Raw genomic sequence first — 19,299 nt, 5'->3', positions numbered from 1 at the left:
AATGCCAGTAAGCGAGGAACTATAATGGGGAACGATCTCGCCGCCTTCGCCAAGGAAAAGGGCGTCAAATATTTCATGATATCCTACACCGACCTGTTCGGTGGGCAACGCGCCAAGCTGGTGCCGGCGCAGGCGATCGCCGACATGCAGCGGGACGGTGCCGGCTTTGCCGGCTTTGCCACCTGGCTCGACCTGACGCCGGCGCATCCCGACATGCTGGCGGTGCCGGATCCGGCCTCGGTGATTCAGTTGCCTTGGAAGCCGGAAGTCGCCTGGGTCGCCGCCAACTGCATCATGGACGACAAATCGGTCGAGCAGGCGCCGCGCAACACGCTGAAGCGGTTGATCGCGGAGGCCGCTGGCGACGGCATGCACATCAAGACCGGCGTTGAGGCCGAATTCTTCCTGATCTCGCCGGATGGCAAGACGATTTCCGACGAATATGACACGGCGTCGAAGCCCTGCTACGACCAGCAGGCGGTGATGCGCCGCTACGATGTGATCGCCGAGATCTGCGACCACATGCTGGCGCTCGGCTGGGGCGCCTACCAGAACGACCACGAGGACGCCAACGGCCAGTTCGAGATGAACTGGGCCTTCGACGATGCGCTGGCGACCGCCGACAAGCATTCCTTCTTCAAATTCATGGTGAAATCGGTCGCCGAAAAGCACGGCCTGCGCGCAACCTTCATGCCTAAACCCTTCCAGGGCCTGACCGGCAATGGCTGCCATGCGCATATCTCGGTGTGGGACAAAGACGGCAAGACCAATGTCTTTGCCGACAATGCGATGGAGCTCGGCCTGTCGGCCAAGGGCAGGAATTTCCTCGGCGGCATTATGAAACATGCGTCCGCGCTTGCCGCCATCACCAACCCGACGGTCAATTCCTACAAGCGCATCAACGCACCGCGCACCATCTCCGGCGCCACCTGGGCGCCGAACACGGTGACCTGGACCGGCAACAACCGCACCCACATGGTGCGCGTGCCCGGCCCCGGCCGCTTCGAGCTGCGCCTGCCGGACGGCGCGGCAAACCCGTATCTGCTGCAGGCGGTGATCATCGCCGCCGGCCTTGACGGCGTCCGCTCGAAGGCCGACCCCGGCCGGCGCTACGATATCGACATGTACCAGTTCGGCCATACGGTCGAGGGCGCGCCGAAGCTGCCGCTCAACCTGCTCGACGCGTTGCGCGAGTTTGACAACGACAAATCGCTCAAGGCGGCGCTGGGTGAGGAATTCTCGTCGGCCTATCTAAAGCTCAAGCAGCAGGAATGGAATTCCTATGCTTCCCACTTCACCCAGTGGGAGCGCGACCACACGCTCGACATCTGATCCGGAATTGTTGCACGCCCGGCGCGAAACAGGTTCATGAAATACTCGATCTTCTCCCTCGCCCGGGCGGCATTTTCCGGCCATAAGAACTGGCAGCGCACCTGGCGCGACGCCAGCCCGAAGAGCCACTACGACGTGGTGATCATCGGCGGCGGCGGCCATGGCCTGGCGACGGCATGGTTCCTCGCCAGCGAATACGGCATCAGGAATGTCGCCGTGCTGGAAAAAGGCTGGATCGGCTCCGGCAATGCCGGCCGCAACACAACCATCATCCGCTCCAATTACGGGCTGCCCGGCAATACCGGCTTCTACGAGCTGTCGATGAAGCTGTGGGAGCGGATGGAGCAGGACCTCAACTACAACACCATGGTCAGCCAGCGCGGTGTCATCAACCTCTACCATTCCGACGCGCAGCGCGATGCCTATGCGCGGCGCGGCAACACCATGCGCATCAACGGCATCGATGCCGAACTGCTCGATCTGACGGCGGTCAGGAAGATGATGCCGTTCCTGAACTTCGACAACGCACGTTTCCCGGTGCAGGGCGGGCTTTTGCAGCGGCGCGGCGGCACGGCGCGGCACGACGCCGTGGTCTGGGGCTATGCGCATGCGGCGAGCGCGCTCGGCGTCGACATCATCCAGAACTGCGAGGTGACCGGTTTTGTCCGCGATGGCAGCGGCAAGGTGACCGGCGTCGAGACGAGCCGCGGCAGGATCGGCGCGGCCAAGGTCGGCATGGCGGTCGCCGGCTCCTCGTCGCGCGTCGCGGCGATGGCCGGCATGCGGCTGCCGATCGAAAGCCATGTGCTGCAGGCCTTCGTCTCCGAGGCGATCAAGCCGCTGATCCCCAACGTCATGACGTTCGGCGCCGGGCATTTCTACGTCAGCCAGTCCGACAAGGGCGGCCTGGTCTTCGGCGGCGACATAGACGGTTACAATTCCTATGCCCAGCGCGGCAATCTGCCTGTCATGGAAGACGTGTGCGAGGGCGGAATGGCGCTGATGCCGATGATCGGCCGGATACGGCTGCTGCGTCAGTGGGGCGGCATCATGGACATGTCGATGGACGGCTCGCCGATCATCGACAAAACACCGGTCAACGGGCTCTATCTCAACGCCGGCTGGTGCTATGGCGGCTTCAAGGCGACGCCCGGCTCCGGCCTGGTCTTTGCCCATCTGCTGGCGCGCGACGAGCCGCACAAGGAGGCTGCCCGCTTTCGTCTCGACCGCTTCCGGCGAGGTGCGATGATCGACGAAAAGGGCCAAGGCGCCCAACCGAACCTGCATTAAAGGCTGGCTGAAGAAGCATGCGCATTGTCTGTCCCTTCTGCGGCGAACGCGAACTCGGCGAGTTCACCTATCTGGGCGACGCCAAGCCGACGCGTCCGGCGGCCGGCGCCACCGAAGACGAGGTCTTCGACTACGTCTATCTACGCGACAACATCGCCGGGCCGATGAGCGAATACTGGTACCATGGCGGCGGCTGCCGGGCCTGGCTGAAGGTCGCCCGCAACACGCTGACGCATGAGATTTCGGCGGTCGAACCGGCTGCAGGCGTTGGTGCCGCCGAGGTTGGGGCCTGATGGTTGGCCCCGCGCAAACACACCGGCTGGAGAGCGGCGGTCTCATCGATCGCGCCGCGCCGCTGGCCTTCCACTTCGACGGCAAGAGCTTTGCCGGCTTCCAAGGCGACACGCTGGCCTCGGCGCTGATCGCCAATGGCGTCAAGCTGGTCGGCCGCTCGTTCAAATACCACCGGCCGCGCGGCATCCTGACCGCTGGTTCGGAGGAGCCCAACGCGCTGGTCGAACTGCGCAGCGGAGCGCGGCGCGAGCCGAACACCAAGGCGACCACGGCCGAACTCTATGACGGGCTCGAAGCCGCCAGCCAGAACCGCTGGCCGTCGCTGCGCCACGATCTGATGGCGGTCAACCAGCTGTTCGCGCCGATCTTCGTCGCCGGCTTCTACTACAAGACCTTCATGTGGCCGGCGAAATTCTGGGAAACGATCTACGAGCCAACGATTCGCCGCGCCGCCGGCCTCGGCCGCGCTGCAGGCGTCGCCGATCCCGACCATTACGACAAGGCGTGGGCGCATTGCGACGTGCTGATTGCCGGCTCCGGCCCGGCCGGGCTTGCGGCGGCATTGGCGGCCGGGCGCGGCGGCGCCCGCGTCATCCTGTGCGAGGAAGATTTTGCGCTTGGCGGCCGCCTGCTCGCCGACGGCGGCATGATCGACGGCGCGCCGGCGGCCGAATGGATTACGCGCACGCTGGCCGAACTCGCCACACTGCCCGATGTCCGCATCATGACCCGCACGACATTGTTCGGCGTCTATGATGGCGGCACCTATGGCGCGATCGAGCGGGTCAACGACCACCTGCCGTCGCCGCCCGAGCACCAGGTGCGCCAGCGGCTGTGGCGGATCGTGGCGAAGCGCTGCGTCGTCGCCGCCGGCGCCATCGAGCGGCCGATCGTCTTTGCCGGTAACGACACGCCGGGCGTGATGATGGCTTCGGCGATGCGGACCTATGTCGCGCGCTACGCGGTTACCCCTGCCAGGAGGATCGCGCTGTTCACCAACAATGAGGATGGCTGGCGCACGGTCGAGACCGCGCTTGGCGCCGGTTTGCAGATCGCGGCGGTCGTCGATGCGCGCCCGGACGTCTCCGCCGCGCATCGCGCGCTTGCCGCCAAGGGCGGCTTTGCCGTGCTCAACGGCTCGGCCAGCGGGGTCGAAGGCGGCAAGGACGGGGTCCGGAAAATCGTGGTGGCGCTGACCGGCGGCGCACGGGCGGAAGTCGAAGCCGACGGGCTTGCCGTGTCCGGCGGCTGGAATCCGGCGGTCGGGCTGACCTCCTATCATCGCGGCCGGCCGAAATGGCAGGACGATATCGCAGCCTTCGTGCCGGATGGTGCGCCGCCCGGCATGATGGCCGTCGGCGCCGCCAACGGCGCCTTCGGGCTGGGCGACTGCCTGCGCCAGGGCTTTGCCGCGGGTGCTGCGGCAGCGCAGAGTGCTGGACGCGGCGGCAATGCCGGCACATCGCCGGTCGCCGACAGCGAGGCGTTTTCGCTGACGCCGCTTTGGTATGTGGCCGGCAAAGGGAAAGCCTTCGTCGATTACCAGCATGACGTGACCGCGTCCGACATCGAGCTGGCGCAGCGCGAAGGTTTCGAATCGGTCGAGCATCTCAAGCGCTATACGACGCTCGGCATGGCCACCGACCAGGGCAAGACCTCGAACGTCGCCGGTCTCGCCATCATGGCGGCAATCAGCGGCAAATCGATCCCCGAAACCGGCACGACGATCTTCCGCCCGCCCTATGTGCCGGTCGCCATCGGCGCCTTCGCCGGCCATCATCGCGACGAAGCCTTCCATGCGACGAGGCTGACGCCGTCGCATCACTGGGCAGCCGAACAGGGCGTGGTGTTCGTCGACACCGGCCTGTGGAAGCGCGCGCAATGGTATCCGCGCGCCGGCGAAAAGGACTGGCTGGAATCGGTCACCCGCGAGGTCAAGGCGGTGCGCTCCGGCGTCGGCTTCTGCGATGTCTCGACGCTCGGCAAGATCGACGTGCACGGCCCGGATGCCGGCGCCTTTCTCGACCGCGTCTACATCAACACCTTCTCCAGTCTCGCCGTCGGCAAGGCCCGCTACGGGCTGATGCTGCGCGAGGACGGCATCGTCTATGACGACGGCACCACGTCGCGGCTGGCCGAGGACCACTATTTCCTGACCACCACCACCGCCAAGGCCGGGCTGGTGATGCAGCATCTCGAATTCTGCCGGCAGGTGCTGTTCCCCGAATTCGACGTGCAGCTGACATCCGTCTCCGATCAATGGGCGCAGTTCTCGATCGCCGGGCCGAAGACCCGGGACCTGCTTCGGGAAATCGTCGATCCGGCGGAGGATTTGTCGAACGAGGGCTTTCCCTTCATGGGGGCGCGGGAAGTCGCGCTTCGCGGTGGCATCAAGGCGCGGCTGTTCCGCATCTCGTTTTCGGGCGAAATGGCGTTCGAAATTTCGGTTCCCGCCCGCTATGGCGAGGCGCTGTTGCGCAATTTGATGCTGGCCGGCAAGCCGTTCGGCGTTACGCCCTACGGTACCGAGGCGCTCGGCGTCATGCGCATCGAAAAGGGCCATGTCGCCGGCCCGGAGTTGAACGGCACGACGACCGCCGCCGACCTCGGCCTCGGCAAGATGATGTCGACCAAAAAAGATTTCATCGGCCGCGTCATGGCCGGGCGCGAGGCGCTGATTGCCCCAGACCGGCAGGTCGTGGTCGGCATCAAGCCGGTCGACAAGACGCGCCGCCTGCGTTCCGGCGCGCATATTATCCCGAAGGGCGAGACGCCCGGTCCCGGCAACGACCAGGGCTATGTCACTTCGGTCTGCTTCTCGCCCATGCTCGACCAGTGGATCGGGCTGGCGCTTGTTGAGCGTGGCCGCGAGCGCATTGGCGAGATCGTCCATGCGCATGACCCGCTCCGCGGCGAAGACTACGACGTCGAGCTGTGCAGCCCGGTCTTCTACGATCCGGATGGAGGGCGCCAGCGTGGCTGAGTTTTCCTGGATTGCCCGCAGTCCGCTGGAGAAAGCGCTTGTTGTCGGCGCGTATGGCGCGCGCGGCACGGCGGCCGGCGTATCGCTCACCGAGATCCGCAATTTTGACCTGATCCAGGTGATGGCGCGGCGCGGCAAAGCGGCAGAACTGGCGAAGGCCGCCGAAACCCGCTTCGGCGTTGCCGCCCCGGAAACGCCCAAGGCGACCCGAACTCCCGACGCTACGCTGATCTGGTCGGGACCGGATCAGTTCCTGGTCCTGTCCAATGGCGGCAAGCACGCAAGCGAACCGCTGAGCCAGGCGTTTGCGCAATCCGCCTCGTTGTCCGACCAGTCGCATGCCCGCGCGCTGATCAGCGTTTCCGGAGAAAAGGCGCGCGCGATGCTGGCCAACCTGTCGTCGCTAGACCTGCACCCCGCGGTGTTCCCGGCCGGCACCGCTGCGGCGACCTCGCTCGATCACACCAGCATCAATCTCTGGCGCGCCAATGACCGGCCGGACGGACAGGCGGTGTTCAATCTTCTGGTGTTCGCCACCTTCGCGGAAAGCCTGTCGCATACGATGCTGGACGCTGCCGCCGAGTATGGCGTCGAGATCGGGCATTCCGAGGAATTGGGGTAGGATTGTGCGCCACCTTCCCTTCTCCCCTTGTGGGAGAAGGTGGATCGGCGCGCAGCGCCGAGACGGATGAGGGGTGTTCCAGCGGAGTGAGAGGCTGGCGTTCCCTGGAACACCCCTCATCCGTCGCCTTCGGCGACACCTTCTCCCACAAGGGGAGAAGGGGGAGCTTGTGCCACCTTCACCTTGCCAAACCCGATCCCCCTGCTATTCTTCCCGCTAAAATAATTTCACACACAGGCAAACTTGTTTCTCGAAACCAAGGTTGAGATGAGCCAGTCGCCCTACCCCGCCGTCGTCGCCGGACCGCCCCGGCCGAGCCTGATCCTGCGGCCAGGCCAGATTACGCTGCCGGCCGGGATGGAGCGCTACTCGGTTCAGGGCAATGGCGCGGTGCTGATCGAGGTCGAGGCCGGCGACATTGTCACCGTGCGCGATGTCGAGGGCGGGCAGGCCTGCGAGCTGCTGGCATGGGACAGCAGCGACGCGACCGATCCCGGCATTCTCGGCCAGAAATCGAACAGCAATGCCGCCGGCATCAAGGCGCTGCTGGCCGAAGGCGACGACAGCCTCGCATCCTTGCGCCGGGGGCTCGAGCGGCGCCAGGTGCAGCTCGACCAGGCGAAGGCGGTTCGCGTTTTCGGCGGCGCCACCCCTGCCGGTACCGAACAGGCTTTTACCGTCGCCCGCGATGGGTCGATGCTGATTGCCGCGCCCGGCGGGCCGATGCTGGTCGACGGCCACGATACGGCGACGCCGCTTAGCGTCATCGTCCGCCGCGCCACCATCCGCCCGGCAGCGAAATCCAGGCTTGTCGACCCGCTGGCCGATCCGGTGCTCGACCTGCGCGTCCATTCGGCGACGGCGGAGGCCTACTTCGTCAAGGCGGGCGACTATCTGCAGATCATCGATGTCGACGGGCGCCAATGCACCGACTTCCAGTGCTTTTCGGCGCGCAAGCTGGACAAGGGCCGCGATCATCCGCTCGACGTGACGACGACGCGCACGTTGATGGGTTCGAGCTATCCGATGCCCGGTCTGCACTCAAAATACTACGACCAGGACATGGAGCCGCTGGTCGAGGTTGTGCAGGACACTTGCGGCCGCCACGATGCATTCGCGCTCGCCTGCGCGGCCAAATATTACGACGACATCGGTTATCCCGGCCATCCCAACTGCTCGGAGAATTTCAACCGCGCGCTGGCCGACAAGGGTGTCACGCCTCGCGCCGGCTGGATGGCGATCAACTTCTTCTTCAACACGGCCATCGACGCGCATGGCGTCGTGGTATCGGACGAGCCGTGGTCGCGGCCGGGCGACTATGTGCTACTCAAGGCGCTCACGGACATCGTCTGCGTCTCGTCCGCCTGCCCCGACGATACGACGCCGGCCAATGGCTGGAACCTGACCGACATCCATGTGCGAACCTATCCCGGCCAGCACAAATTCTCGCGAGCGATCGCCAGACGCATGACGCCCGATTCGGAACCGAAAATGACCCGCGAGACCGCCTTTCATTCGAGCTTTGCCAAGCACACCCGCAACTTCGTCGAGTACAAGGGCTATTGGCTCGCCAATTCCTTCGCCAGGCAAGGCCCGATCGATGAATACTGGGCCTGCCGGCAGGACGCCGTGATCATGGACCTGTCGCCGCTGCGCAAGTTCGAGGTCACCGGGCCGGACTCCGAGGCGCTGCTGCAATACACGCTGACCCGCGACATCAAGAAGCTCGGCGTCGGCCAGGTCGTCTATTCCGCCATGTGCTACGAGCATGGCGGCATGATCGACGACGGCACGCTGCTCAGGCTCGGCAAGGATAATTTCCGCTGGGTCGGCGGCGACGATCTATCCGGCCAATGGCTGCGGGAAACGGCGCAAAAACTCGGCCTCACCGTGCTGGTGCGCTCCTCGACCGACCAGATGCACAATGTTGCCGTGCAGGGACCGAAAAGCCGCGACGTCCTGCGGCAGATCATCTGGACCTCGCCGCTGCAGCCGTCGTTCGACGAACTCGAATGGTTCCGTTTCGCCGTCGCCCGCGTCGGCGGCGGCAACGGCATTCCGGTCGTTGTCTCGCGCACCGGTTACACCGGCGAGCTCGGCTACGAGATCTGGTGCCATCCGCGCGACGCCGAAAAGGTGTTCGACGCGATCTGGCAGGCCGGCCAACCGCACGGCCTGAAGCCGATGGGGCTGCAGGCGCTCGATATGGTGCGCATCGAGGCCGGGCTGATCTTTGCTGCTCACGAGTTTTCCGACCAGACGGATCCGTTCGAGGCCGGCATCGGCTTCACCGTACCGCTGAAGACCAAGAGCGACGATTTCATCGGCCGCGAGGCACTGATCCGGCGCAAGGAAAACCCGCAGAAGAAGCTGGTCGGCCTCGACGTCGACGCCAATGTCGCCGTCGGCCACGGCGATTGCGTGCATATCGGCCGGGCGCAGATCGGCGTCGTCACCTCCGGCATGCGTTCGCCGGTGCTGAACAAGACCATCGCGTTGGCCAGGCTCGACGTCACGCATTCGGCGATCGGCACCGAGGTCGAGATAGGCAAGCTCGATGGTCACAGCAAGCGGCTGCCGGCGCGCGTCGTCGCCTTCGCCCATTACGACCCGCAAAAGACCAGGCCGCGCTCCTGACCGACGCTGCCTGGTTCTTCCCTTCTCCCTTGTGGGAGAAGGTGGATTGGCACGCAGCGCCGAGACGGTTGAGGGTGCTGGACGAAGTGCGGTTTTGCCAATCTGGAACACCCCTCATCCGACCGAGCTTCGCTCGGCCACCTTCTCCCACAAGAAGGGGAGAAGGAAAGACCGCACCCGTTGGCAGCGCCAGCGAAGCTCGACTGTTTCACAAACGCAATGTGCACAGCGTCACAAACCACTTGACGTGAAAGCGCCTTGGGTCAATCTTCACTGCTAAGAAAAAAATACTACTGAGCGGAAAACGCCTGAGGCCGTTCAACGTGAGCGTCGATGACGCCTCGCGAGATTGCGGCTGTTGCCGATGGGGAACATCAAAAATGGGGAATCCACGTAAATGAGCACGATAGTCACCACCTTGGTGCCACCTGCCGAAGGGCAGCTGCACCGGAACATCGATTGGCGCGGCGCCTTCTGGGTGGCAAGCGGCGTTCCGGCCCTTGTCTTGTTTTCGATCGGCGGCATCGCCGGCACCACCGGAACACTGGCCTTCCTGATCTGGGCCGTATCCATGGTCATGGGCTTCCTGCAGTCCTTCACCTATGCGGAGATCGCCGGGCTGTTCCCGAACAAATCCGGCGGCGCCTCGGTCTACGGCGCCACCGCGTGGCTGCGCTATTCGAAATTCATCGCGCCGCTTTCGGTGTGGTGCAACTGGTTCGCCTGGTCGCCGGTGCTGTCGCTCGGCTGCTCGATCGCCGCCGCCTATATCCTCAACGCACTGGCGCCGGTGCCGCTGTTCACCGACACGTCGCCGGAGGTCGCCGCCTATATCGCGGCCCATGCCGGAACCAGCGCCGCCGACGCCATCACCGCGGTCACCGCGGCGGCGACGCCGGCGATCCGTAACTGGACGCTCTACGGTCACACGCTTGGCCCGGTTTCCTTCACCTTCAACGCCACCTTCTTCATCGGCGCGGTGCTGATGCTGATCATCTTCTCGATCCAGCATCGCGGCATCCTGGGCACGGCCAACGTGCAGAAATATATCGGCCTGCTGGTCATCATCCCGATGCTGATCGTCGGCGTGGTGCCGATCGTCACCGGCCAGATCAACTGGGCAAACTTCTCGCCGCTGGTGCCGCTCGCGGCAGCCTATGCGCCGGAGCCCGGCGCGTGGAACATCGCCGGCTGGACGCTGGTGCTCGGCGGCATGTTCATCGCGGCGTGGTCGACCTACGGCTTCGAGACCGCGGTCTGCTACACCTCCGAGTTCAAGAACCCGGGCACCGATACCTTCAAGGCGATCTTCTATTCCGGCCTGTTGTGCATGCTGCTGTTCATCCTGGTGCCGTTCACCTTCCAGGGCGTGCTCGGCTTGAACGGCATGCTGGCGACGCCGATCGTCGACGGCTCCGGCGTTGCCGATGCGCTGGCCGGTATGGTCGGCGGCGGACAGCTGATCCACAGCCTGCTGGTGATGCTGATGATCCTGGCGCTGGTGCTCTGCATCATGACGGCGATGGCCGGCTCCTCGCGCACGCTCTATCAAGGCTCGGTCGACGGCTGGCTGCCGCGCTATCTCAGCCATGTCAACGAGCACGGCGCCCCGACGCGGGCGATGTGGACCGACCTGATCTTCAACCTGATCGTGCTGGCCATCGCCTCGGCCGACGCAACAAGCTTCTTCTTCATCCTCGCCGTGTCGAATTGCGGCTACATCATCTTCAACTTCCTTAACCTCAATGCCGGCTGGATCCACCGCATCGACAATGGCCACATCGCGCGGCCATGGAGGGCGCCGAGCTGGCTGCTCGGCCTCGGCGCCATCTTTGCCTACGTCAACGCGGTCTTCATGGGCGCCGGCGCCAAGGTCTGGAACCCGATGGCATTGTGGGCCGGGCTGATCACGGCAGCCTTGATCATCCCGGTGTTCTGCTTCCGGCACTACATCCAGGACAAGGGCAAATTCCCCGACCACATGCTGGCCGATCTCGGCATGAGCTCGTCCGACCTTGCGGTGAAAAAGGCGGGGATGCTGCCCTATCTGACGCTGGTCGCCGGCGTCGTGGTGATGCTGCTCGCCAACTGGCTGTTCGTCATCTGACGGCTGCGTTGAGGGATCGGGCACGCAAGGCGCGCTCGATTCCTGCATTTTGTTCTTGCTTTGTGCCGGCAGCTATGCTACTAATTGTGGCATGGTGCTGATTCGCCCCGAGACCCGCCGCTGAGGCGGGTTTTTCTTTTTAGGGGCTATTCGGCAGCGGTGCCGGCGCGGGAGCGACCGCCAAGCGCTGCACCGATATCCTCGAGGACCTGTCCGACGCGCGCCTGGATCGTCTCGGACGCAAGCACGCCGTCGATGAAATCCCTGTCCGAAGCGTAGATCGCGGTCGGCAGCGTAAAGGCCTCGAAGAAGCCGAACAGCGGTCTCAGCTGGTGCTCGATGATCAGCGCATGCCGGTCGCCGCCGCCGGTCGCCAGCAGCACCACCGGCTTGCCCCTGAGCGCCGTTGGGTCGACAAGATCGAAGAAGTGTTTGAACAGGCCGGTATAGCTGCCCTTGTAGGTGGGCGAGCCAACGACGAGCACGTCCGCCGCGACGACGCGCTTGAGGATATCGCCCGCTTGCGCATCCAGTTCACGCGCCCATTTGGCGCCACCGAGGCTGGGGCCGAGGTCGACGACGTCATGCGTGCTGGCGGCCAGGCCATATCTGCCGGCTACCTCGTTCACGATACGATCGACGAAGCCGCGCGTCTTGGACGGCCGGGTGAAATTGCCTGAGAAACCGACAACGGCCGGATTGGTCATGATGCAAAGCCCTCGCGATGATTTCGGGCTGCCAGCCCGCTGCTGACCCTATGGACATTCGGGCCGAACGAAAAGAACGGATGCTTGCCACGGTCTAAAATCATTACCGGTTCTAGCCAGCTTTGCGGATCGCTGCCGTCTCAGGTTGGAAGAACCGGTTTGGCGGCCGCTTCAGGCCAAGATTTTCGCGCAGGGTCGATCCTTCGTATTCGCTCCTGAAAATGCCGCGCCGCTGCAATTCGGGCACGATTTTCTCGACGAAGTCATCCAATCCGGCGGGAAGATAGGGGAACATGACGTTGAACCCGTCCGAGCCTTCGGTGACCAGCCATTCCTCCATCTCGTCGGCGATGGTTTTCGAAGTGCCGACGAAGGCAAGACCGGAATAGCCGCCCAGCCGCTGCGCAAGCTGCCTGACGGTCAGGTTTTCCTTGCGCGCCAGTTCGATGACGCGCTCGCGGCCGCTCTTGCTGGCGTTGCTTTCCGGGATTTCGGGCAAGACTGAATCCGGATCGAACCGCGACGCGTCGTGGCCGAGCGCGATCGACAGCGAGGCGACGCCGCTCTCGTAGTAGACGAGGCTGTCGAGCTTGGCCCGCTTCGTCTGCGCCTCCTCGACGGTCTCGCCGACAATGACGAAGGCGCCGGGCAGGATCTTGATGTCGTCGCGCGACCGGCCAAGTTTTTGCGCACGTCCCTTGACGTCGGCAAAGAAGCGCTGCCCCGAGGCGAGATCGGCATGGGCGGCGAAGATCACCTCGGCCGTTTCCGCCGCGAGCTGCCGTCCGGCCTCCGACGCGCCGGCCTGCACGATGACCGGCCAGCCCTGCACCGGCCGCGCGATATTGAGCGGTCCCCGCACCGAAAGATATTCGCCCTTATGGTCGAGCACATGCAGCTTCGCCGGATCGAAATAGAGCCCGCTTTCGGCGTCGCGGATGAAGGCATCGTCGGCAAAACTGTCCCACAGGCCGGTGACGACATCGTAAAACTCCCGCGCCCGGCGATAGCGCTCGTCGTGCTCGACATGCTCGTCGAGGCCGAAATTCAGCGCGGCGTCGGGATTGGATGTGGTGACGATATTCCAGCCGGCGCGCCCGCCGCTGATATGGTCGAGAGAGGCGAAACGACGGGCGATGTGGTACGGCGCGTCGAACGTCGTCGAGGCGGTTGCGATCAGCCCGATACGATCGGTGACGGCGGCAAGCGCCGACAACAGCGTGAACGGCTCGAAGGACGTGACCGTGTGGCTGCGCCGCAGCGCCTCGATCGGCATGTTGAGCACGGCCAGGTGGTCGGCCATGAAGAAGGCGTCGAACTTTGCCGCTTCCAGCCTTTGCGCGAAGTGCTTGAGATGCGCGAAATTGAAGTTGGCGTCGGGATAGGCGCCCGGGTAGCGCCAGGCGCCGGTATGAAGGCTGACGGGCCGCATGAAAGCGCCAAGCCGCAATTGTCGATTTTCTGCCATGGAAAAACGCACCGATGACGACGAGCGTAACGCTCCAATTGCTCGAGCATGGGATGGCTTTGCGGCCATGGGAAGGAATTCTGTTTTGCAAAACCGGCGTCGGGGAGCATTTTTTGTGCGGGCGGCGGACAAATCAATCGATCTTGATGAACACGCCCTTGGTGTTGAGATATTCGGCGAGGTGCTCGGCGCCGCCCTCGCGGCCGTAGCCGCTCATCTTGTAGCCGCCGAAGGGCACGGCCGGATCGATGGCGTGATAGGTATTGACCCAGACCGAGCCGGCGCGGATCTTGCGCGACAGCTGGTGGGCGGTGGCGAGATTTTGGGTGAAGACCCCTGCAGCCAGGCCGTAAGGCGTGTTGTTGGCCCGCTCGACTGCCTCGTCCAGCGTATCGAACGGCAAGGCTGAAATCACCGGCCCGAAGATCTCCTCACGGGCGATCTTCATGTCGTCCGAGACGCCGGCAAAGACGGTCGGCGCGACGAAATTGCCGGCGCCAAGCGCGCCTTCCACAAGCCGGGTGCCTCCGGTGACGAGTTTCGCCCCTTCCGCGGTGCCGGCCTCGAGGTAACCGGTGACCCGTTGCAGCTGCTTTTCGGAGACGAGCGGACCGATCTCGGTCGCCGGGTCGATGCCGTCGCCGACCCTGAGACCCTTGGCGTATGCCGCGAGCCGCTCGACGAACTCGTCATGGACGGGCCGTTCGACGAAAAGGCGCGAACCGGCGATGCAGATCTGGCCGGAATTGGCGAACACCGACATCGCCGCCACCGGCACCGCCTTGTCGAGATCGGCATCGGCGCAGACGATGACCGGCGACTTGCCGCCGAGCTCCAGCGAGACGCGCTTGAGATTGCCGGCCGAGGCCCGCACGATCGACTGGCCGGTCGCCGTCGAGCCGGTGAAGACGATCTTGTCGACGCCCATATGCTCGGCGAGTGCGGCACCTGCCTCGGTGCCGGTGCCGGTGACGATGTTGACGACGCCTTCCGGAACGCCGGCCTCGTTCATGATGTCGGCGATCAAAAGCGGCGTCAGCGGCGCCTCTTCCGATGGTTTCAGCACGATGGTGCAGCCGGTCGCCAGCGCCGGGCCGATCTTCCAGATCGACGCCGCCGTTGGCGCGTTCCAGGGAATGATGGCGCCGACGACGCCGACCGGCTCCTTGCGGGTGAAAGAGACGATTTCGCCGGGCAGCGAGTTGTCGATCGTCTCGCCGTGCAGCGCCGTCGCCATGCCGGCATAGTAGCGCAGCATGCCGATGACCCGGTTGCGATTGGCGCGGGTGCGTATGATCGGCATGCCCATGTCGGTGGTGTCGGAGCGGCTGATCTCTTCCCAGTGCTTTTCGAAGAGGTCGGCGATCCTCAGCAGCAGCACCTGGCGCTCATAAGGCTTGAACCGGCTCCACGGGCCCTCGAACGCCTTGCGCGCAGCAGTCACCGCCAAGTCGATGTCCTGGCGGTCGGCGCGCGGCACCGTGGCGATGACCGCGCCGGTGGCGGGATTGCGGCTCTCCGTGGTCCGACCGGAGCGGGCATCGACCCAGCCGCCGCCGATGAACATCCGGCGATGGCGCCCGTCGATCGGCAGCCGCAGCGGTGCCTTTGTCTGAGCTATGGTCATGACTGTCCTCCAACCACGCGCTAGTCTTAATAGCGGTGTCGTCCTGTGTTCGGTAGCGAATTTGTCACCACCCAACGGGCGTCAATGGCATGCCGCTTGTTTATTGACGTTCAGCACTTATGTAGGTATCACCATGATAGATGAAGCACCGGAAGGAATGCCATAGAAGGGGGATTTGTGACGATCACGCAACCTTGGGATGCCGGCCGTGCGACGATTGAAATAAGATCTATCGCGAGAAATCTGAAACTAAACATCTCGTACAAGCTGCATGCGCAGGATCGGCTTTCCGAACGCGGCTTGATCATGTCTGATGTGCTGCATGCGCTCAAGTTTGGAAATGTGTACCAACCACCTGTGCCCGCAACCCGGCCGGGTCATTTCCGTTATCGCGTGGAGTGCAAGACACCGAACAGCGGGAGTCGATCCATCGGGGTCGTTATCATCCCTTCCAAGAACGGATGTCTCGTCAAAGTTATTTCGGTCATGTGGATCGATGAGTTCGAGCGAAAAGCGGGCTCGATAATTGGAGTTGAAGCTGATGAATAACGCACACCACTACACAGAAAGCGGTCTGCTCAACGTTTACATCGAAGGCATCGCCGTTGAGGTGGATGACGATGGCGACGACATCATCACGATTCCTGCTGTGAATGAACTGCATCAAGTAATCGCGCTTGGGATCGTAAGCCATGCCAAGGGCATGAGCGGGGACGAGCTTCGTTTCCTGCGCTCCGAAATGGGTCTGACCCAAGCTGAATTGGCCGCCATGGTCCACCGTGACAAGCAGTCGATTGGCCGATGGGAGCGCAACGAAATCGACATTGACAGCTCGGCTGAGGCCCTGGTGCGTCGTTTGGCAATCGAAAAGCTGGGGCTGCCTGTTGACGCGGGAATCGATGAGTTGTCGCGTCGGAGCGTTCCTACCGCGGACGAGCAACCGATCAAAATACAGAAAATGAATAACGATGCTCGGCCGTACGAACTGATTGCGGCCTGACCCGACCCTGATAACCCCGCCTCGGCGGGGTTATCTATGGAAGACGTTCGCTCGACCGCTATTCGGCCGCCAGGGCCAGTTGCGGCCTTTCGTTCTTTTCTTCCGTCTCGGCCGGCTGCTCCACCACCTTCTTGGGCTCCCTGCCGAAGAACAGCGCATAGGCTGCCGGCAGGACAAGGATGGTCAGCACCGTGGCGACGAGAATGCCGCCCATCATGGCGTAGGCGAGCGGCCCCCAGAAGACGCCACGCGAGATCGGGATCAGCGCCAGCACCGCCGTCAGCGCCGTCAGCACGATCGGCCGGAACCGGCGCACCGCCGAGCCGATGATGGCCTCGGAACGCTCCACGCCGGCGGCGATGTCCTGGTCGATCTGATCGACCAGGATGATCGAGTTGCGCATGATGATGCCGAGCAGGGCGATGACACCGAGGATGGCGACGAAGCCGAACGGCGCGCCGCTGATCAAAAGTGCCGCCGCCGCGCCGATGATGCCGAGCGGACCGGTCGCCAGCACCAGCATGGCCTTGCCGAAATGCTGCAGCTGGATCATCAGCAGCACGACGATGACGGCCAGCATGATCGGCGCTTTCGCCGCAATCGAGGCCTGGCTTTCGGCCGCATCCTCGGCGCCGCCCTGGATCTCGATCTTGTAGCCGGGTGCGAGGCTGGCGCGCAGGCCCTGCATGTCGCTGTACATTTTCATGGCGACATCGTTCGGCTGCACGCCGTCCGGAAGCGTGGCGCGTACGCTGATGGTCGGCAAGCGGTCGCGCCGCCATTCGACGCCTTGCTCCAGCACCGGGACTACCTTGGCGACCTGCGACAGCGGCACGGAGCCGCCGAAATCGGTCGGGATGTAGACGGAGTCGACCGCCGACAGCAGGTGACGGCTTGCCTCCGGCTCACGGGCGACGATCGAAACCGTCTCCTCGCCGTCGCGGAAGTCATCGAGCGGCGCTCCCGACATGGCCGCCTGCAGCGTCTGGCGGATGCGCTGCGAGGTGACGCCGAGCGCACGGGCGCGATCCTGGTCGATCACCAGCTTCATCGTCGGCACCGGCTCCAGCCAGTCGTCGTGGATGGCGCCGAGCAGCGGATTTGCCTGGAACTTCGCCTTCACCTCGTCGGCGATGCGGCGCACCTCCTGGCGATCCGGACCCATGACGCGCATCTGCACCGGCCAGCCGGTCGGCGGACCAAGGAACAGGCGGTCGACCTTGGCGCGGATCGATGGGAAATCATTTGCCAGGATGGTGCGCAGCTTGACAATCAGCCGCTCGCGGGCCGGTTCGTCATTGGCCATCACCAGAAGCTGGGCGAAATTCGGGTTGCGAAGCTGCTGGTCGAGCGGCAGGAAGAAGCGCGGCGCGCCTTCGCCGACATAGGTGGCGATGAAGCGCTTGTCCTTGTCGTCCATCATCCTGGCTTCGAGCGCCTTGGCCTGGGTCTCGACTTCCTTGATGCTGGTGCCTTCCGGCAGCCAGAGGTCGACAAGGATTTCCGGGCGCGACGATTGCGGGAAGAAATTCTGCGGGATGAACTGGAACGCCCACAGGCTGGTGGCAAACGTCATCAGCGTCATCACCAGGACGATGATGCGGTGGCGCACCGCCCATGCAACGGTCGAGCGAAGACGGCGGTAGAAGCGCGTGTCGAAGACATCGTGATGGTTGCCGGCGTGCTTGCGCTGCTTCAGGATCATGTGGCCGAGCCATGGCGTGAAATAGACCGCCGCGAACCAGGACACGACCAGCGCGATGCCGACGACGTAAAACAGGGTGCGCACATATTCGCCGGCGGTCGAGGCCGCGAAACCGACGGGGATGAAACCGGCCGTGGTGATCAGCGTGCCGGTCAGCATCGGGAAGGCGGTCGAGGAATAGGCGAAGCTCGCCGCCTCGACCTTGACCAAGCCTTCCTCGAGCTTTCGCTCCATCATTTCGACGACGATCATCGCGTCGTCGACCAGGAGGCCAAGGGCGATGATCAGCGCGCCGAGCGAAATGCGCTGCAGGTCGATGCCGAGCTCGTACATGATGGCGAACGTGGCGGCCAGGACCAGCGGAATGACGATCGCGATCACCAGGCCCGAGCGCCAGCCGATCGACAGGAACGATACGAAAAGCACGATCAGCAGCGCTTCGCCGAGCGCTTCCATGAACTCGCTCACAGCCTCCTTCACGACATGCGGCTGGTCGGAAATCTGATCGACCGAAACGCCATAGGGCAGCGCCTCTTCGAAGCGCTTATAGGTCGCTTCGACGTCCTTGCCGACGTCGGTGACGTTGAAGCCCTTGGCCATTACGACGCCGAGCTGGACGCTGTCGTGACCGTTGAAACGGTATTTGCGCTGGTACGGATCCTCGAGGCCGGAGGTCACGGTGGCGATGTCGCCGAGGCGCGTCACCTGGTTGCCGGCGCGCAGGCGAAGCTCGCGGATGTCGGCCGCCCTGGTGACATCGCCCTCGACCGAAATGCGCACCGAACGCTGGCCGGTGTCGACCGAACCTGCCGGGTCGACATTGTTCTGGCCTTGGATCGCATTCTGCAGGTCGGTCAACGTCAGGCCGCGTTCGGCAAGCACCTTGGAAGAAACGTCGATGTAGAGCTTTTCCGGCTGGTCGCCGATGATCACGGCCTTCTCGACACCGGGCGTCGTCAGCAGCATGTCACGCGCCTGGATGGCGAATTTCTTCAGCTCGGGATAGCTGTAGCCGTCGCCGCTGATCGAATGCAGGGTGATGAACGTGTCGCCGAATTCGTCATTGAAGTAGGGCCCGAGCAGCCCTTGCGGCAGCTCATTGGCGATATCGCCGACCTTCTTGCGCACCTGATAGAAAGCATCGGCGACCTGCGCCGGATTGGTGTCGCCCTTGACCTGCAAGGTGATGATGGCGCTGCCGGCGCGGGTGTAGGAGCGGACGAAATCGAGGTGCGGCGTTTCCTGCAGCTTGCGCTCGATCTTGTTGACCACCTGGTCCTCCATCTCCTTGATCGAGGAGCCTGGCCAGATCGCCTGGACGACCATGACGCGGAAGGTGAAATCGGGGTCTTCCTTCTGGCCCATGCGCATCAGGCCGAGTGCACCGGCGACGATGATCAGCCCGAACAGGAAGCGGGCAATGCTCGGATGGCCGATTGCCCAGCGCGAAAGATTGAAAGACCGCTTTTCATTGGTGTCGATGGTCATCGGCGTCAGTCCGTTTCAATTTGATCAACAGAGCACGCG

Annotated in this window: 13 protein-coding genes; 9 read left to right on the top strand and 4 right to left on the bottom strand. The window is 63.9% G+C overall.

Annotated features, from left to right (window positions below; all coding sequences use genetic code 11):
- Window positions 1-24: 24 nt before the first annotated feature.
- The 7 genes from glnT (at window position 25) to NKH67_RS08940 (ending at window position 11,265) form a co-directional block, all read left to right on the top strand.
- A complete protein-coding gene (gene glnT, locus NKH67_RS08970; RefSeq protein WP_023673983.1) occupies window positions 25-1,332 on the top strand; it encodes a type III glutamate--ammonia ligase in 1,308 nt (435 codons plus the stop codon).
- A gap of 36 nt (window positions 1,333-1,368) precedes the next feature.
- Window positions 1,369-2,622: a sarcosine oxidase subunit beta family protein gene (locus NKH67_RS08965; RefSeq protein WP_352542209.1), complete on the top strand. Its 1,254-nt coding sequence runs from the start codon at window positions 1,369-1,371 to the stop codon at window positions 2,620-2,622.
- Between the two features lie 17 nt (window positions 2,623-2,639).
- The gene (locus NKH67_RS08960) at window positions 2,640-2,915 is read left to right on the top strand and encodes a sarcosine oxidase subunit delta (protein ID WP_352455208.1); all 276 of its coding nucleotides are present in this window, start codon (window positions 2,640-2,642) and stop codon (window positions 2,913-2,915) included.
- A complete protein-coding gene (locus NKH67_RS08955) occupies window positions 2,915-5,899 on the top strand; it encodes a sarcosine oxidase subunit alpha (protein ID WP_353030614.1) in 2,985 nt (994 codons plus the stop codon). Before NKH67_RS08960 ends, NKH67_RS08955 begins: the two co-directional genes overlap by 1 nt.
- On the top strand, window positions 5,892-6,521 hold the full coding sequence (locus NKH67_RS08950; RefSeq protein ID WP_353030612.1) for a sarcosine oxidase subunit gamma: 630 nt from the start codon (window positions 5,892-5,894) through the stop codon (window positions 6,519-6,521). The genes NKH67_RS08955 and NKH67_RS08950 overlap by 8 nt, the downstream gene beginning before the upstream one ends.
- Window positions 6,522-6,788: 267 nt before the next feature.
- Complete coding sequence (locus tag NKH67_RS08945; RefSeq protein ID WP_353030610.1) at window positions 6,789-9,158, top strand: trimethylamine N-oxide demethylase; 2,370 nt, start codon at window positions 6,789-6,791, stop codon at window positions 9,156-9,158.
- 397 nt (window positions 9,159-9,555) lie between these two features.
- Window positions 9,556-11,265, top strand: coding sequence for a trimethylamine N-oxide permease (locus NKH67_RS08940; protein WP_352542214.1), 1,710 nt, complete (start codon window positions 9,556-9,558; stop codon window positions 11,263-11,265).
- 146 nt (window positions 11,266-11,411) lie between these two features.
- On the opposite strand, the gene msuE is transcribed toward NKH67_RS08940, so the two are convergent.
- The 3 genes from msuE to NKH67_RS08925 form a co-directional block, all read right to left on the bottom strand.
- Window positions 11,412-11,972, bottom strand: coding sequence for an FMN reductase (gene msuE, locus NKH67_RS08935; protein WP_352455213.1), 561 nt, complete (start codon window positions 11,970-11,972; stop codon window positions 11,412-11,414).
- Window positions 11,973-12,084: 112 nt separating this feature from the next.
- A complete protein-coding gene (locus NKH67_RS08930) occupies window positions 12,085-13,440 on the bottom strand; it encodes an LLM class flavin-dependent oxidoreductase (RefSeq protein WP_352502051.1) in 1,356 nt (451 codons plus the stop codon).
- A 133-nt stretch (window positions 13,441-13,573) separates the two neighbouring features.
- Window positions 13,574-15,067 (bottom strand): aldehyde dehydrogenase family protein, encoded by a 1,494-nt coding sequence (locus tag NKH67_RS08925; protein ID WP_352472296.1) that lies wholly within the window; start codon window positions 15,065-15,067, stop codon window positions 13,574-13,576.
- A 177-nt stretch (window positions 15,068-15,244) separates the two neighbouring features.
- Between NKH67_RS08925 and NKH67_RS08920 the strand changes: the two genes are divergently transcribed.
- Window positions 15,245-15,616, top strand: a complete 372-nt coding sequence (locus NKH67_RS08920; protein ID WP_352472295.1) for a DUF4258 domain-containing protein — start codon at window positions 15,245-15,247, stop codon at window positions 15,614-15,616.
- Window positions 15,609-16,067, top strand: coding sequence for a helix-turn-helix domain-containing protein (locus tag NKH67_RS08915; protein ID WP_352455217.1), 459 nt, complete (start codon window positions 15,609-15,611; stop codon window positions 16,065-16,067). Before NKH67_RS08920 ends, NKH67_RS08915 begins: the two co-directional genes overlap by 8 nt.
- A 58-nt stretch (window positions 16,068-16,125) precedes the next feature.
- Here the strand turns inward: NKH67_RS08915 and NKH67_RS08910 are convergent, their stop codons facing one another.
- Complete coding sequence (locus tag NKH67_RS08910) at window positions 16,126-19,260, bottom strand: efflux RND transporter permease subunit (RefSeq protein ID WP_352472294.1); 3,135 nt, start codon at window positions 19,258-19,260, stop codon at window positions 16,126-16,128.
- Between the last annotated feature and the right edge of the window lie 39 nt (window positions 19,261-19,299).

This window comes from Mesorhizobium sp. M0968 (assembly GCF_040319065.1).
Taxonomy (GTDB): Bacteria; Pseudomonadota; Alphaproteobacteria; order Rhizobiales; family Rhizobiaceae; genus Mesorhizobium.
This window is presented reverse-complemented; position numbering and strand designations above follow the sequence as displayed.

Bases quoted from the DNA above. Each gene is read 5' to 3' on its own strand.
- glnT (WP_023673983.1), top strand. From the start codon at position 25: ATGGGGAACGATCTCGCCGCCTTCGCCAAGGAAAAGGGCGTCAAATAT.
- NKH67_RS08965 (WP_352542209.1), top strand. From the start codon at position 1,369: ATGAAATACTCGATCTTCTCCCTCGCCCGGGCGGCATTTTCCGGCCAT.
- NKH67_RS08960 (WP_352455208.1), top strand. From the start codon at position 2,640: ATGCGCATTGTCTGTCCCTTCTGCGGCGAACGCGAACTCGGCGAGTTC.
- NKH67_RS08955 (WP_353030614.1), top strand. From the start codon at position 2,915: ATGGTTGGCCCCGCGCAAACACACCGGCTGGAGAGCGGCGGTCTCATC.
- NKH67_RS08945 (WP_353030610.1), top strand. From the start codon at position 6,789: ATGAGCCAGTCGCCCTACCCCGCCGTCGTCGCCGGACCGCCCCGGCCG.
- NKH67_RS08940 (WP_352542214.1), top strand. From the start codon at position 9,556: ATGAGCACGATAGTCACCACCTTGGTGCCACCTGCCGAAGGGCAGCTG.
- msuE (WP_352455213.1), bottom strand. From the start codon at position 11,972: ATGACCAATCCGGCCGTTGTCGGTTTCTCAGGCAATTTCACCCGGCCG.
- NKH67_RS08930 (WP_352502051.1), bottom strand. From the start codon at position 13,440: ATGGCAGAAAATCGACAATTGCGGCTTGGCGCTTTCATGCGGCCCGTC.
- NKH67_RS08925 (WP_352472296.1), bottom strand. From the start codon at position 15,067: ATGACCATAGCTCAGACAAAGGCACCGCTGCGGCTGCCGATCGACGGG.
- NKH67_RS08915 (WP_352455217.1), top strand. From the start codon at position 15,609: ATGAATAACGCACACCACTACACAGAAAGCGGTCTGCTCAACGTTTAC.
- NKH67_RS08910 (WP_352472294.1), bottom strand. From the start codon at position 19,260: ATGACCATCGACACCAATGAAAAGCGGTCTTTCAATCTTTCGCGCTGG.